Annotated in this window: 13 protein-coding genes; 3 read left to right on the top strand and 10 right to left on the bottom strand. The window is 45.7% G+C overall.

The window, feature by feature from the left end; all coding sequences use genetic code 11:
- Positions 1-3: 3 nt before the first annotated feature.
- A complete protein-coding gene (locus FIU99_RS02855) occupies positions 4-354 on the bottom strand; it encodes a DUF2799 domain-containing protein (protein WP_082313424.1) in 351 nt (116 codons plus the stop codon).
- Between the two features lie 207 nt (positions 355-561).
- On the opposite strand from FIU99_RS02855, the gene FIU99_RS02850 reads away from it, so the two are divergent.
- Entirely contained in the window at positions 562-2,046 is a 1,485-nt protein-coding gene (locus FIU99_RS02850) for a carbon starvation protein A (protein ID WP_021456367.1), read from the top strand.
- Between the two features lie 184 nt (positions 2,047-2,230).
- Here FIU99_RS02850 and ispH read toward each other — a convergent pair whose 3' ends face one another.
- From ispH to murJ, 6 genes are all read right to left on the bottom strand, one after another.
- Positions 2,231-3,196, bottom strand: coding sequence for a 4-hydroxy-3-methylbut-2-enyl diphosphate reductase (gene ispH, locus FIU99_RS02845; RefSeq protein WP_006957707.1), 966 nt, complete (start codon positions 3,194-3,196; stop codon positions 2,231-2,233).
- 26 nt (positions 3,197-3,222) lie between these two features.
- Positions 3,223-3,654: an FKBP-type peptidyl-prolyl cis-trans isomerase gene (gene fkpB, locus FIU99_RS02840; protein WP_006957709.1), complete on the bottom strand. Its 432-nt coding sequence runs from the start codon at positions 3,652-3,654 to the stop codon at positions 3,223-3,225.
- 116 nt (positions 3,655-3,770) lie between these two features.
- Complete coding sequence (gene lspA, locus FIU99_RS02835; RefSeq protein ID WP_006957711.1) at positions 3,771-4,283, bottom strand: signal peptidase II; 513 nt, start codon at positions 4,281-4,283, stop codon at positions 3,771-3,773.
- Between the two features lie 76 nt (positions 4,284-4,359).
- Positions 4,360-7,188 carry an isoleucine--tRNA ligase gene (gene ileS / locus FIU99_RS02830; protein WP_006957712.1) on the bottom strand — a complete coding sequence of 943 codons (2,829 nt, stop codon included), beginning with the start codon at positions 7,186-7,188 and terminating at the stop codon, positions 4,360-4,362.
- 64 nt (positions 7,189-7,252) lie between these two features.
- Positions 7,253-8,188 (bottom strand): bifunctional riboflavin kinase/FAD synthetase, encoded by a 936-nt coding sequence (gene ribF / locus FIU99_RS02825; RefSeq protein ID WP_006957714.1) that lies wholly within the window; start codon positions 8,186-8,188, stop codon positions 7,253-7,255.
- A gap of 72 nt (positions 8,189-8,260) precedes the next feature.
- A complete protein-coding gene (gene murJ, locus FIU99_RS02820; RefSeq protein ID WP_006957715.1) occupies positions 8,261-9,823 on the bottom strand; it encodes a murein biosynthesis integral membrane protein MurJ in 1,563 nt (520 codons plus the stop codon).
- A gap of 260 nt (positions 9,824-10,083) precedes the next feature.
- Between murJ and rpsT the strand changes: the two genes are divergently transcribed.
- On the top strand, positions 10,084-10,344 hold the full coding sequence (gene rpsT / locus FIU99_RS02815; protein ID WP_006957718.1) for a 30S ribosomal protein S20: 261 nt from the start codon (positions 10,084-10,086) through the stop codon (positions 10,342-10,344).
- A gap of 95 nt (positions 10,345-10,439) precedes the next feature.
- Here the strand turns inward: rpsT and FIU99_RS02810 are convergent, their stop codons facing one another.
- Together FIU99_RS02810 and nhaR are read right to left on the bottom strand one after the other, a co-directional pair.
- A complete protein-coding gene (locus tag FIU99_RS02810) occupies positions 10,440-10,745 on the bottom strand; it encodes a metalloregulator ArsR/SmtB family transcription factor (protein WP_006957719.1) in 306 nt (101 codons plus the stop codon).
- A 127-nt stretch (positions 10,746-10,872) separates the two neighbouring features.
- The gene (gene nhaR, locus FIU99_RS02805) at positions 10,873-11,763 is read right to left on the bottom strand and encodes a transcriptional activator NhaR (RefSeq protein WP_019275515.1); all 891 of its coding nucleotides are present in this window, start codon (positions 11,761-11,763) and stop codon (positions 10,873-10,875) included.
- Between the two features lie 405 nt (positions 11,764-12,168).
- Here nhaR and FIU99_RS02800 point away from each other — a divergent pair, with 405 nt between their 5' ends.
- The gene (locus FIU99_RS02800) at positions 12,169-13,317 is read left to right on the top strand and encodes a Na/Pi symporter (RefSeq protein ID WP_327196145.1); all 1,149 of its coding nucleotides are present in this window, start codon (positions 12,169-12,171) and stop codon (positions 13,315-13,317) included.
- 268 nt (positions 13,318-13,585) lie between these two features.
- Here FIU99_RS02800 and FIU99_RS02795 read toward each other — a convergent pair whose 3' ends face one another.
- Positions 13,586-14,437, bottom strand: a complete 852-nt coding sequence (locus FIU99_RS02795) for a thymidylate synthase (protein WP_006957726.1) — start codon at positions 14,435-14,437, stop codon at positions 13,586-13,588.
- Between the last annotated feature and the right edge of the window lie 7 nt (positions 14,438-14,444).

Here is a 14,444-nt window from a genome sequence, read left to right as displayed (position 1 = left end):
TATTTAGTAATACTCGTTAGCGTGTTCATCCCAACCACGCTTCCATTCCATTCGAAACTTCTGCGCATCTGCCGTGCCTTCACACACGCCCTCATAATATTGCCCCGTTAAACCAATCTGATAGGCAACATTCGGGTTGCAGTATTCTTTAATTCCGCTCAGGTAACCCTGATCATAGTCGCCCTGTTTAACACTGCCCAAACTGGCCAACTCTTTATACGGACGCTGAGCTTGACCACGTACGCCGTCTTGGTACCCAATCTCATACCAATCTCCTTCCTTGGCCAGCTGTTCAGTACTGGCAGCGCAAGCCATCAAGGTCGATACCAACATCAGAAAAATGAGTTTTCTCATTGTTTTTCCTTGTTTTTATAGAAACTCTATTAATGAAACCACTAAATCCTCAACATTGCCACTCGCAAAGAGGAAAAACCGCTTAATGGTGCCAAATACCACTCAATTGGGTATACGACCACTCAATTGAGATCCGAATGTGGATTGCTTCGGGTCAGCGTAATATCCAGACTGAACTTATTAAATTATCACTAAGGAACGAGTGCTATGTTGTGGTTTTTAACCTGTGTTGCAGCCTTGATAGGTGGATACTTCATTTATGGGGCATTTGTTGAGAAAGTTTTCGGCATCAATGAAAAACGCCAAACTCCAGCCCACACACAAGCTGATGGCGTCGACTATGTTCCAATGTCGACTAAGAAAGTCTATCTGGTTCAGCTTCTGAACATCGCTGGTGTTGGCCCTATCTTCGGTCCTATCATGGGCGCGCTTTACGGCCCAGCGGCCATGCTATGGATTGTCATTGGCTGTATTTTCGCTGGTGCCGTGCACGACTACTTCTCCGGCATGCTGTCGGTACGTAACGGTGGCGCTTCTGTGCCAACAATCACAGGCCGCTATCTAGGCAATGGTGCAAAACACTTTATGAATATCTTTGCCATTGTCCTATTGCTTCTGGTCGGTGTGGTATTCGTTTCTGCACCTGCAGGAATGATCACTAACCTGATCAACGACCAGACTAGCTTGTCTGTCAGCATGACGACCATGGTCATTGCTATTTTTGCTTACTACATCATCGCCACTATCGTTCCTGTCGACAAAATCATCGGTCGCTTTTACCCACTGTTTGGCGCTCTATTGATCTTTATGTCGGTTGGCTTGATGACAGCAGTGGCACTATCTAGCGAGCACACCGTAATGGGCGATTTCCAAGTAACGGATATGTTCACTAACCTCAACCCGAACGACATGCCACTGTGGCCAGCGCTATTTATCACCATCGCATGTGGTGCTATCTCTGGTTTCCACGCTACTCAGTCACCTTTGATGGCTCGTTGTATGGAGAATGAGAAAAATGGTCGATTCGTTTTCTACGGTGCCATGATTGGTGAAGGTGTGATTGCGCTTATCTGGTGTGCGATTGCTCTATCTTTCTTCGGTAACCTTGATGCGCTTTCTGAAGCTGTGAAAAACGGCGGCCCAGGTAACGTAGTATACAGTTCTTCATTTGGCCTGCTTGGTGTATTTGGTGGTGTGATTGCCTTCTTAGGTGTCGTGATTCTACCAATTACATCCGGTGATACTGCGTTCCGCTCTAGCCGTTTGATCTTGGCTGAATACTTCAACATGGAACAGAAAACGCTACGTAACCGCCTACTGATGGCTGTCCCTCTTTTCGTGATTGGTGGCATCCTAACTCAGGTAGACTTCGGTGTTATCTGGCGTTACTTCGGCTTCGCTAACCAGACAACAGCAGTTATGATGCTGTGGACGGCTTCAGCTTACCTACTTCGTCACAACAAGCTGCACTGGATCACTACGATTCCAGCAATCTTTATGACGACTGTCGTGGTGACCTTTATCCTAAACAACAGCACGCTAGGGTTTGGTCTACCAATGAACGTTTCTACCATCGCTGGTATCTTGTTCTCACTTGCGACAACGGCCTACGTCATCAAAAAGTCTAAAGGCAAAGGGGAAACTGACCTAGCGGATGAAGACAAGCCAAAAGTAGCGACTGAAACCGCTTAAGTCTATAGATTGGCATATTGATTAAGGCTCCTTAGGGAGCCTTTTCTTTTGTCTGAAACTGCTAAACAAGCGTCGATGAGCAAAATGCTCACGATAGCGAAAAATCAGATTAAAGCCAGTTTTCTGCATTTAAATCAGATGTAAAAAAGGCGACTTAGTGTCGCCTTGTTATCCTTTCAAGTCTCTAGTCGACCTGTTTAATCTGTAGCTCTTTTGGTACTTCAAAGAACATGTTTTCTTCACGGCCGAGTACTTCTTCTACCGAACGTGTGCCAACAAGCTCTTTGATGCGTTCCAGAATCTGATTAACCAACTCTTCTGGCGCTGACGCCCCCGCCGTTACACCTACTTTCACTTTATCGTTAAACCATTCGGGCTCGATATCTTCCGGGCAGTCTGTCAGATACCCTGGAGTACCCAGCTTTTCAGCCAGCTCTTTCAGACGAGTCGAGTTAGATGAGTTTTTAGAACCGACAACAATCACTACATCAACGTCTGTTGCCATTTCTCGTACTGCATCCTGACGATTCTGTGTGGCGTAACAGATATCGTCTTTGCGTGGCCCCTGAATCTCTGGGAAGACGCGACGCAGCTCAGTTATAACATCAGCGGTTTCATCTACAGACAATGTCGTCTGACTTACGTAATGCAGATTACTCTGGTCTTTGACTTTTGCTTTGAGAGCGGCCACATCCGCTGGCGTCTCAACTAAGTACATACCACCTTGTTCACTGGCATACTGGCCCATTGTACCTTCGACTTCTGGGTGTCCAGCATGACCGATCAAGACCACTTCCATATGACGACGGCTTGCACGAGCCACTTCCATATGAACTTTGGTTACCAGTGGGCAAGTCGCATCAAAGACGGTCAGATCACGCTCTTTCGCTTCTTTACGAACAGCCTGAGACACACCATGAGCAGAGAAAATCACAATATTGTCATCTGGCACTTCATGAAGCTCTTCCACAAAGATAGCGCCTCTTTGCTTAAGACCTTCGACCACAAATCGATTGTGCACAACTTCATGACGAACATAAATCGGCGGTTGATACATTTCTAATGCACGCTCAACAATGCTGATCGCGCGATCAACACCTGCACAAAAGCCACGTGGGTTGGCTAAAAGAATTTTCATTTCATTGCTCATAGTGATTATTTTATCGCTTCAGGCCGCTATTCTACTGACAAAATTTCAACTTCAAAAGTCACATCTTGCCCTGCTAGCGGGTGGTTGAAATCAACCGTCACTGAGTCACCCGCAATTTCGGTAATGATTCCAGGGATTTCCATACCATCAGGGCCAGAGAAAGCCATGATTGTGCCCACTTCAACTTCTGCATCACCAACAAATCTTGCACGATCCATATGATGTACATTGTCTGGGTTCGGCGCACCAAAGGCATCTTCCGCTTTCAGCTCAATCGCCTTTTGCTCACCCACTTCAAGTCCTAGCAAGCATTGCTCAAAGTTTTCACTTAGGCTGCCATCACCGATAACGAGCTTGGCAGGCTTACCCATGTTGTGCGTGCTATCCGCAACCGAGCCATCTTTAAGTTTGATTGTAAAATGCAGCGTTACTGCGGATTCCTGGACAATAGTGGTCACAATACTGTTTCCTTGTTATTGGAGATATTGGCTTCTATTCAATAGAGGCTTCGTTATAGTAAAAAGCGCTCTCTGAATCAACAGACAGCGCTTAGGGTTATTCGAACATTATCAGCTTACGCTTTTTTTTCAGCGTCTTTTTTACGAAATCCATCAAGGATAATCATTGCAGCACCAATACAAATCGTACTGTCTGCCAAATTAAACGCTGGCCAGTGGTAGTCACCCCAGAAAAAGTCTAGGTAATCGACAACATAACCGTGTACCACACGATCAAACACGTTACCCACCGCACCACCGATGATCATGGCATAAGCTACATTATTCCATTTCTCTTTTGCTGGCAGTTTACTCATCCAGTAAGTCAGCATAGCGGTTACCGCAAAAGCGATACCCGTAAACAACCAACGTTGCCAGCCAGCCTGATCGCTAAGGAAGCTAAATGCAGCACCGTAGTTATGTACGTAAAGCAGATTAAAGAAAGGCAGTACCTCAATACGATTCGCCCAGCCATAACCCATGTTATCCATCACAAACAGCTTAATACCGATATCTGCTAGAAAGATAACCAATGCTAGCCACAACCAGCGCACGCCTGATTGCTTCAAAGTGAGTGCTTGTTCGCTCATACAATTCCTAAAAGTAGCCCCAGTCAGTACTGGGGCTATATTATCTCAATAAAGTTCAACTTCTAGTTGCTATAAATTACGCGAAGCGACGTGTTTCACCTTCACCATCAACGTTAGACACACAACGACCACAAATCTTCTCATGACCTTCGATTGTGCCTACGTCTGGAGTGTGGTGCCAACAACGGTCACACTTCTCGTTTTCCGTTGCTTTCACTTCAACAAACAGACCTTCAACATCAGTTGCTTGTGCAGCCTCTGACTTCTCGCTTAGAGGTTTCACAACCGCCGCTGATGTCAGTAACGCAAAACGCAGTTCATCTTCAAGCTTGTTTAGTTTCGCCGCTAGTGCATCATCAGCATAAAGGGTCACTTCTGCTTGCAGAGAACCACCAATGGTCTTCTCTTTACGAGCATCTTCTAGCAGTTTGTTCACACCGCCACGAACCGCTTGGATTTCAGCCCAGAATTCGTTGTTAAGCTCTTCACCTTTAACTAGACCAAACAGACCTTCGTACCACTCGCCTGTGAATACAAACTTATCGCGTTCGCCCGGCATCTCGTTCCAGATCTCGTCTGCAGTGAACGACATGATTGGCGCCATCCAACGAACAAGCGCTTCTACGATGTAGTAAAGCGCAGTCTGACAGCTACGTTGAGCGTGGCCGCCAAGTTTCGCTGTGTACTGACGATCTTTAATTACGTCTAGGTAGAATGAGCCCATTTCGATAGAACAGAACTGCATTAAACGCTGTGTTACTGCGTGAGTGTTGTACTCACCGTACGCTTTCACGATCTCTTCTTGAGCAGCCAGTGCACGACCTACAGCCCAACGGTCTAGCGCCACCATTTCTTCAGCAGGAACAAGGTCCGTGGCTGGGTTAAAGCCGCTTAGGTTGGCAAGGAAGAAACGCGCAGTGTTACGGATACGACGATACGCATCTGCAGAGCGTTTTAGGATTTCATCAGAAACCGCCACTTCACCCGTGTAGTCCGTTGAAGCAACCCATAGACGCAGAATGTCAGCACCTAGCTTGTTAGTTACATCTTTTGGCGCAACCACGTTACCGATAGATTTCGACATCTTACGGCCTTGACCGTCAACCACGAAACCATGAGTAAGCACTTGCTTGTATGGCGCTTCGTCTTTCATCGCGATAGATGAAATGAGCGAAGACTGGAACCAACCACGGTGTTGGTCAGAGCCTTCTAAATATAGGTCTGCCGACGCGCCGTTGTACTCTTCACGAGCATCAACCACTGAGTAGTGAGTCACACCTGAATCGAACCATACGTCTAGCGTATCCAGTACTTTCTCGTACTTATCCGCTTCTTCACCTAGTAGGTCAGAGATCTCTAGATCCCACCAAGCTTGGATGCCTTTTTCTTCAACCAGCAGAGCGACTTTCTCTACTAATTCGATCGTATTTGGATGAAGCTCTGCCGTTTCTTTATGAACGAATAGAGCGATTGGTACACCCCAAGTACGTTGACGAGAGATACACCACTCTGGGCGACCTTCAATCATACCTTCGATGCGGCTTTGGCCCCACTCTGGCATCCACTCAACACCTTTGATTGACTCTAGTGCTTTTGCACGTAGGCCAGCTTGGTCCATAGAGACGAACCATTGTGGCGTTGCACGGAAGATGATTGGCGTTTTGTGTCTCCAACAATGCGGGTAGCTGTGCTCGTAAGCGTGGTGATGTAGAAGCGCGCCTTTCTCTTTTAGCGTCTCAACAACTGCATCGTTCGCTTTGAACACGTGTTGACCAGCAAACAGCTCAGTATCCGGCAGGTAAACGCCGTTTGAACCTACTGGGTTAGCGACTTCTAGGTTGTACTTGTTACCGACTGCAAAGTCTTCTTGGCCGTGGCCAGGTGCTGTGTGAACCACACCAGTACCAGAATCCGTTGTTACGTGATCGCCAAGGATCGCAGGAACGGTGAAATCGTAGAACGGGTGGTTAAACTGAGATAGTTCAAGATCGCTACCTTTGGCAAAACCAAGGTTATGGAAGTGCTCGATACCCGCACGATCCATCACGTCTTTCGCTAGCTCAGAAGCAACGATGATTCGCTCTTTAGAATCGCCTTCGACTTGAATCAATACGTACTCTAGATCATCACGTAGACAGACTGCGCGGTTTGCTGGCAGTGTCCATGGTGTAGTTGTCCAGATAACGATCGAGATCTCGCCTTCACCTTCGTGACCTTCGTTCAATGAGAACTTAGAGAGAAGCGCAGCTTCATCTGCCGCTTTAAAGCGTACGTCGATAGATGGAGATACTTTGTCTTTGTACTCTACTTCCGCTTCTGCAAGAGCAGAACCACAGTCAGTACACCAGTGAACTGGCTTGAAGCCTTTTAGTAGGTGGCCGTTATCTGCGATTTTACCTAGCGCACGGATGATGTTCGCTTCTGTTGCGAAATCCATAGTGCGGTATGGCTTATCCCACTCACCCATGATACCTAGGCGTTTGAAGCTCTCTTTTTGACCTTCTACCTGACCCGCAGCATAGTCACGACATTTCTGACGGAACTCAGCCGCTGTCACTTTTTGACCTGGCTTACCAACCTTTTTCTCTACCATTAATTCAATAGGTAGACCGTGGCAGTCCCAGCCAGGAATGTAAGGAGCGTCAAAACCTGAAAGTGTTTTGGATTTAATAATAATGTCTTTAAGAATCTTGTTTAGTGCGTGACCAATATGAATGTCACCGTTGGCGTATGGAGGGCCATCGTGTAGAACGAAAGATTTTTTGCCTTTCTTCGCTTTACGGATTTCGCCGTAAAGGTCTTCTTTATACCAACGCTTAAGCATTTCTGGCTCGCGGTTCGCCAGATTGCCGCGCATCGGAAACCCTGTTTCAGGAAGGTTCAGGGTATCTTTATACTCACTCATCGATTCTTAATTCCGTTGTGTTGGGCGAATGTTAGACATTATGCCAAGCGGTGGACTAGACCGTTTAGCGATTACGCTGACGCAGCCACACCCTTGCTGCTTCAGCATCCAATTCAATTTGTTGTTTCAATGCTTCAAATGAGTCAAATTTATGCTCATCGCGAAGCTTATGTAAAAGTACAATTTCTAGCTGCTTGCCATATAAATTGGCTTGAAAGTCAAATAAATGCACTTCTAGTTGCTGGCGAACCCCGTTCACGGTTGGTCGGTTGCCAATATTTGCTACGCCCCCAATTGGTTTGCCTCCAAGGCCTAAGGCCTCAACGACATAAACGCCCGATACAGGTGACACGCAACGCTTCAGTGGGATATTCGCGGTTGGAAAACCAATGGTTCTTCCTAACTTGCGACCGTGTGATACTCGACCACTGATGCTGTAATCTCGACCCAGCATTTCTGCTGCTGAGTTCAACTCATCGCTTGCCAATGCTTCGCGTATCGCAGTACTGCTGACACGCAATTGCTCAAGACAGAAACTTTGTGTGCTCACCACTTCAAAACCATGTTTTTCACCGGCTTCTTTGAGCATCTTGAAGTTGCCTTTTCGGCCTTTGCCAAAGCAGAAATCATCACCAACGACGAGAAACTTAACACCCAATCGCTTCACCAACAAGTCGCTAATAAACTCGTCCGGAGTCTGATTAGCAAAGCGCTTGTTGAAATTCACACAAAGTAAGCGTTGTATGTTCAATTTGCTCAGTTGAACAAATTTGTCTCTCAGCCGAGTTAATCGTGCTGGTGCTTTCTCTTTTGCAAACAATTCCAAAGGTTGAGGTTCAAAAGTCATGACCGTAGCAGGTAAACCTAATTTGGCTGCCTGTTCAGATACTTGACGCAGTACTGCTTGGTGACCCAAATGCACACCGTCGAAGTTTCCTATCGTCAGGACACACCCAGAATGGTGTGCTTTGATATTGTGAATACCTCGGATCAATTCCATTGGAAGCTTCTAATTCCTGTCTCTTTTATTATTAGCAAAGCGTGAAACTGACGGATTATATACTAATCCTACTTATTCTGTCGCTGCTTTTAAATCTTTTAAACGCACACCCATTATGAGGAGCGATACCAGGTAAACACCCGCACCTAATCCAATCAAAATGGTCAGTGACATCACTCGCTCAAACAGGCTCCACGTCAGCCACACTGACATGTCTTCTAATTGCCAGAGAATCGCTGCAACCATCAGCCCTCCAGCCAAAGCCAGCTTAGCAACAAAAGCGACCGTGCGGCTCGTCAGCTTGTAAACACCTGCCACGTGTAAGCCTCTATACAATAGAGACATGTTAACAAACGCAGACAATGCCGTTGCGATTGCCAAACCAACATAGCCATAGAACCAAGCAAAAATGGCGTTAAAGACCATATTGGTCACCATAGCAATGATGCCATATTTGACCGGTGTTTTAGTGTCTTGGCGAGAGTAATACCCCGGCGCTAGCACTTTGATCAGCATAAAGTTGAGCAAGCCAGAGGCATAGGCCACCAGAGACATCGAAGCAAACTGAACATCCTGAGGGCTGAACTCACCACGCATAAACAGCACCATCAGCATAGGTTTCGCTAATACCATCAAACCTAGCATCGCTGGAATACCAAGCAGTGTCACCATGCGGACTCCCCAATCCATCGTATGTGAGAAACCGTCACTGTGGGAATCGACATGCTTGCGTGATAGTGCCGGCAAAATGACCGTTGCGATGGCAATGCCAAACAATCCAAGCGGGAATTCTAACAGGCGATCAGAATAGTAGAGCCAGCTGATAGAGCCTGTCTGAAGGAAACTGGCAATAAAGGTATCAAACAGCAAATTGATCTGACTGACCGATACACCAAATAAAGCAGGGATCATTAGAGTGCGGATTTTCACTACTCCAGGATCACGCCATCCCCATTGAGGCTTAACCATGACGCCTGCTTTAATAAGGAAAGGGATCTGGAACAAAAACTGAACCAAGCCACCAAGGAATACCCCAATAGCAAGACCGATTTCAGGCTGCGCCATATTCGGCGAAATAAACCACGCCGAGAGGATGATCATGACATTGAGAAACACTGGCGTAAAAGACGATACCGCAAACTTACCCATGGTATTAAGAATCGCACCAGATAACGCGACAAAAGTAATGAACCATAAATAAGGAAAGGTGATCTTGAGGATGAAGCTCGCTAACTCAAACTTTTCAGCCGATGGCCCGCCGTTCATCCAGTCCAGGAACCAGCCAAAGCCAAATAGTGCCGTGACCACACCAGAGCCTAAAACTCCCAGCACTGTAACGATAGAGACAAGTACACCTAAAGTACCCGCAGCTCTGGCAATCAACTGACGGGTTTTATCCATATCACCTGCGGCATGGTACTCCGTCAATACTGGTACAAATGCCTGAGAAAACGCCCCTTCAGCAAACAGGCGACGTAAGAAATTCGGAATTTTATTGGCAAAGAAGAAGACGTCAGCGCTGGCGCCCGCCCCCATCAAATTCGCCACTACTACATCGCGCACTAAACCAAGCACACGAGAAATCAAAGTCATAGCACTAACAATCATGCCTGACTTGAGCAGACGTTTACTCACAGCTACCTCGGGAATCCTGCAATACTTTCAATAAGGCTCCACTCTATGACAGGAATGTCGGGGCTAGAGCAGATTAGTATTAGCAATGAAAAAAAAATACTGATAGAATCCCCGCCATCTTAACCGTGAAGACCTATCTAATCCAAAATTTGTTTGGCTCCGATTGGTTTTTACACAAATCATTTGACATTTAAGCGCAAATGAGGGATATTCCTCGCCCTTAAATTGTCACCGAACTTAAGTTTTTGGGAGTTAGACCCTTGGCAAATAGTAAATCTGCTAAGAAGCGCGCTATCCAAGCTGAGAAACGTCGCCAGCACAACGCTAGCCGTCGTTCTATGATGCGCACTTACATGAAGAAAACTGTTGCTGCTATTGAAGCAGGCGACAAAGAAGCTGCAACTGCTGCATTCGCTGTAGTTACACCTATCCTAGACCGTATGGCAACAAAAGGCCTTATTCACAAGAATAAAGCAGCTCGTCATAAGTCTCGTTTCGCTGCTGCAATCAAAGCTCTTTAATAGAACTCTGATTCCCCAGTGAAGAAAAAACCGGCTAGCGCCGGTTTTTTTATATCTCAAATTCAGTACTGAGCCGCCCAGCTCTCATGTCACACCTAATCCATAGCTTCGCTGCAGTATAAACTGTGCAATAGATGGATCATCGACTTCACTTCTTCACTACTCAATGTATAAAACACAGTTTGTGCTTCTTTACGTGTATTCACTAAGCCATCACGGCGCAGCCAGGCTAAATGTTGCGACAACGCAGACTGACTCAGCTCAAGCTTGCTACACAATTCCCCAACTGACAATTCTTGGTTATGCAATAAGCATAAAATCTGCAAGCGCCTCTCATTCGCCATCGCTTTCAGTAGTACCACCGCTTTGGCAGAATTCTTTTCCATTTCTTGTAAATTCATCGGCTAGTACCCCTTGAAACAACAAAACATCAACAAATCTCAGCCTGCAATTTATAAATTGATACATTTATAGCTGATACTAATCTATTTACATCCAGTAATCTATTTGTAGAAATGAAAAAGAACCTCACTGGAAGAGATTCGTGAAGTCTGCATCACAGACATTCTTCACCGCTGGGTGTTGAATCATTCGCTCAGCAAAAATAACGTAATATTCCTCTTTGAGTTCATCGATGTGTCCAATCAACTGCAAAGGTAAATCACTTTCTACCTCTGATACATATAAAGAAGGTGCAAGAAAGATGACATCATGATGGTAACGAGCGAATGACTTCATTAATGCAACGTCATCAAACTCTCCCAGAATATTCGGCTGAAGACCTTGTCGATCAAACCATTGTAAGACCTTACGTCCCATTGCCGTGCGGCTACCCGGTATCAACAGCTTTCTTTGCTCCAATACTGCCGGGAAACGCGCCTGATCCACAGTGCTACTAGAAAAAAAGCTCATATTGCACTCCCCCAGTTTTTTACTGTACAAACCAGGGCTTTGACTAGAGTCGACCGGGCAATCAGACAAAATCATATCCAATTTGTGTTGAGCAAGCTGCTCAAGCAGCATTTCATGCGTTGATTCAAAACAACGCAGATGAATGCTGTTATCGGGTGGCACTGTAGTCATTAAAATCTTACTGACCAATCGTTTAGATAAGGCATCCGCCACCCCCACATCAAACAGAATATTAGAGCGTTGGCTATAGTTGACGATATCCAGCATCTCGTAACTCAGACCGAACATACGATCAGCGTATTTAAACACTAGCTGTCCCAGCTCCGTGGGCTCAATACTTCTGCCATTTCTTTTGGTCAGTTTGCCATCCATGCGCTCTTCTAGAGCTTTAATTTGCCCTGTTACCGTTTGAGGAGTAAGGAACAAAGCATCGGCCGCCTTGGTCACTGAACCCTGTTTACATACCATCCAAAAGTAATAGAGATGGTTGTAATTTAAGTGCGACATGAAAAATCTCTCTGTATTACATATGGCTATGGTTATAGCAGAACCTTCAGATGACAACAATAACTCGAAAAAACCTTTCTTTTATTTAAAAGTAGATAGTTTTACCGAAAACACAAAAAAGTTATATGACAGCCTTGTGTCAGAATCGCTAGCTAAAAATTGCGATTTTGTGAAATAAGCCCTCTTTAAACACAAATCTTAAGACTTCAAAAACAAACAAAAATTTCATTATTTATCAAAACCTTAAAGTGCATGTAAATTTAAAAATACATGCACTAAACCCGTGTCCAGATAAATAATTTTCTATTACACACAACTGTAATATTAATGAAATATTTCCCATCTAGTATCGCCCACAGTTTCAACAACCGACCAATACAAACTTAATACGGTCCACGGAGAAAAATTATGAACCAAGCTACTACTACAGCGGCGCCTATATCGAGCACTACTCGCTGGTTACGCTGGGCTAACTTGGCATTCATGTTATATCTACTGCTTCTAGCAGTATCTATGGTAGGCAGTGGCTTTAAATGGGCAACAGGCGATCAAGCTAAAGTCTTGTTCGAATTCGCATCTCACCCAGTAGCAGGCCTGATGATCGGTCTTGTCGCAACAGCTCTTATTCAATCTTCTAGCACAGTGACATCGATTATCGTTGGTCTAGTGGCTGGCGGCCTTCCAGTAGAAACCGCAATCCCAATGATTATGGGTGCAAACATTGGTACTACAGTAACCAACACATTAGTTTCCCTTGGTCACATTCGTGATAAAGAAGAGTTCAAACGTGCTTTTGCAAGTGCAACAATTCACGACTTCTTTAACCTTCTGGCCGTTGCTATTTTCCTACCATTGGAAATGATGTTTGGCATTCTGGAGAAAATTTCTCACTGGTTAGTGTCACCATTCCTAGCGACTGGCGACATGAGTATGAAAGGCCTGAACTTCATCAAGCCAATCACTAAGCCTGTTGTAAGCGCAGTGAAAGAGCCTCTTGCTACATTTGGTGATACTGTTGGTGGCGTACTACTTATCGTTATTGGTATCGCAACCATCTTCGTTGCTATCACTGTGATGGGTAAACTGATGAAGAGCCTAATGGTTGGCCGTGCTCGTGAAATTCTAAAGAGCGCTATTGGTCGTGGCCCGATTCACGGTATTTTCTCTGGCTCTGTGGTTACTGTACTGGTTCAGTCTTCATCAACAACAACCAGCCTAATGGTTCCACTGGTTGGCTCAGGTGTATTGAAAGTTCGTGACGTATACCCATTCACTCTAGGTGCCAACATCGGTACATGTATTACCGCACTATTGGCGGCAACAGCAGCATCAGGTGAGTTCGCAGTATTCGCTCTACAAATTGCTTTGGTACACCTAGCGTTCAACATCCTAGCCACAGTCTTTATCTTTGGTATTCCGTTCCTACGTGAACTACCAGTTAAAGCCGCTGACATCATCTCTGATATGGCAGTGAAGAACAAGGCTGTAGTGGCTGGTTACCTTATTGCGGTATTCCTTGTACTGCCAGGTAGCATCCTAGCACTGACTGCTTAATTCAAAGCACCATCGCTTATTCAAAGCCCGCAACCTAGGTTGCGGGCTTTTTTGTTTGTCTACGCTTAGCTGATGAAGAAGGGAACGGGGTTTCATCCTGCGGATGAGCTAAAGAGCTAAGTTGTGGTTAAGTGAACAATACTAGTTTTCAACGAGGCGACGCTCGATCCCACTTTCCAGTAACAAAACGCTCCATAAGGTGCCGCCCGTTCTTTCTCGCTTAAAAAAGCCGCCCTGCGATAGGCGGCTCTTTAACAACTCGTGCTGATTACACTGAGAATGGGTATTGGATCGGATCATGGTACTCGTAGCCCTCAACCCAGAAATCATCCAGCGTGACCCAAGTTTCCAAATCTTCTAGAGACTTGATATCCGGGTTGATATGGAACCTAGGTGATGCCAAAGGCTCTCGCTTCAACTGAACGTCACGCATCAACTCAAGCTGATCTTCATAGATGTGAGCATTCACTATCTTGTGGTAAGCCAGCCCCGGTTTTTTACCTGTAATCTGAGCCATAATAGCCAAGAACACGTACACCTGAACCATGTTGAAATTCAGGCCAAGAGGCACATCACATGAGCGCTGAGTACTATTGAGGTAAAGCGTATCACCTAACAACGAGAAGTGATGGCTATACATGCAAGGGCGTAAACACCCCATATGGAACTCACCTGGGTTGTAGAAGTTGAGGATTTCGCCGCGGTCATCAACCCCACGCGTTAAATCATCAACAATCTTACGTAGCTGGTCGATATGACCACCGTCAGGCTTAGCCCAAGCACGCCCCTGAACACCATAAACGCGGCCCATGTCATCCTCACCTTTTCGATAAGGGTTATTGAGCCAAGCTTGGTTTAGGTTTGCATTAGCGTCCCAAGTTTTGGTACCGAGCTTGCGAAAATCTTCCGCACTGTCGTAACCACGAATATAACCGAGTAGCTCAGCCACCGCGGCTTTCCAAAAGCTTTTACGCGTTGTCACTAATGGGAACTGGTTGTGGCCAACATCATAAGTCAGATCAGCGTTGATAACCGTCAGGCAGCGTTTGCCTGTACGTTCGTTTTCAATCCACTCACCTTGCTCAACAATTCGCTGACAGAGATCTAAATACTGTTTCACACCCGTT

Origin of the sequence: Vibrio sp. THAF64 (genome assembly GCF_009363455.1) — a bacterium.
In the GTDB taxonomy this organism is placed as follows: domain Bacteria; phylum Pseudomonadota; class Gammaproteobacteria; order Enterobacterales; family Vibrionaceae; genus Vibrio; species Vibrio coralliilyticus.
The sequence above is the reverse complement of the archived record's forward strand: the minus strand, read 5'-3'. Positions and strand labels throughout refer to the sequence as shown.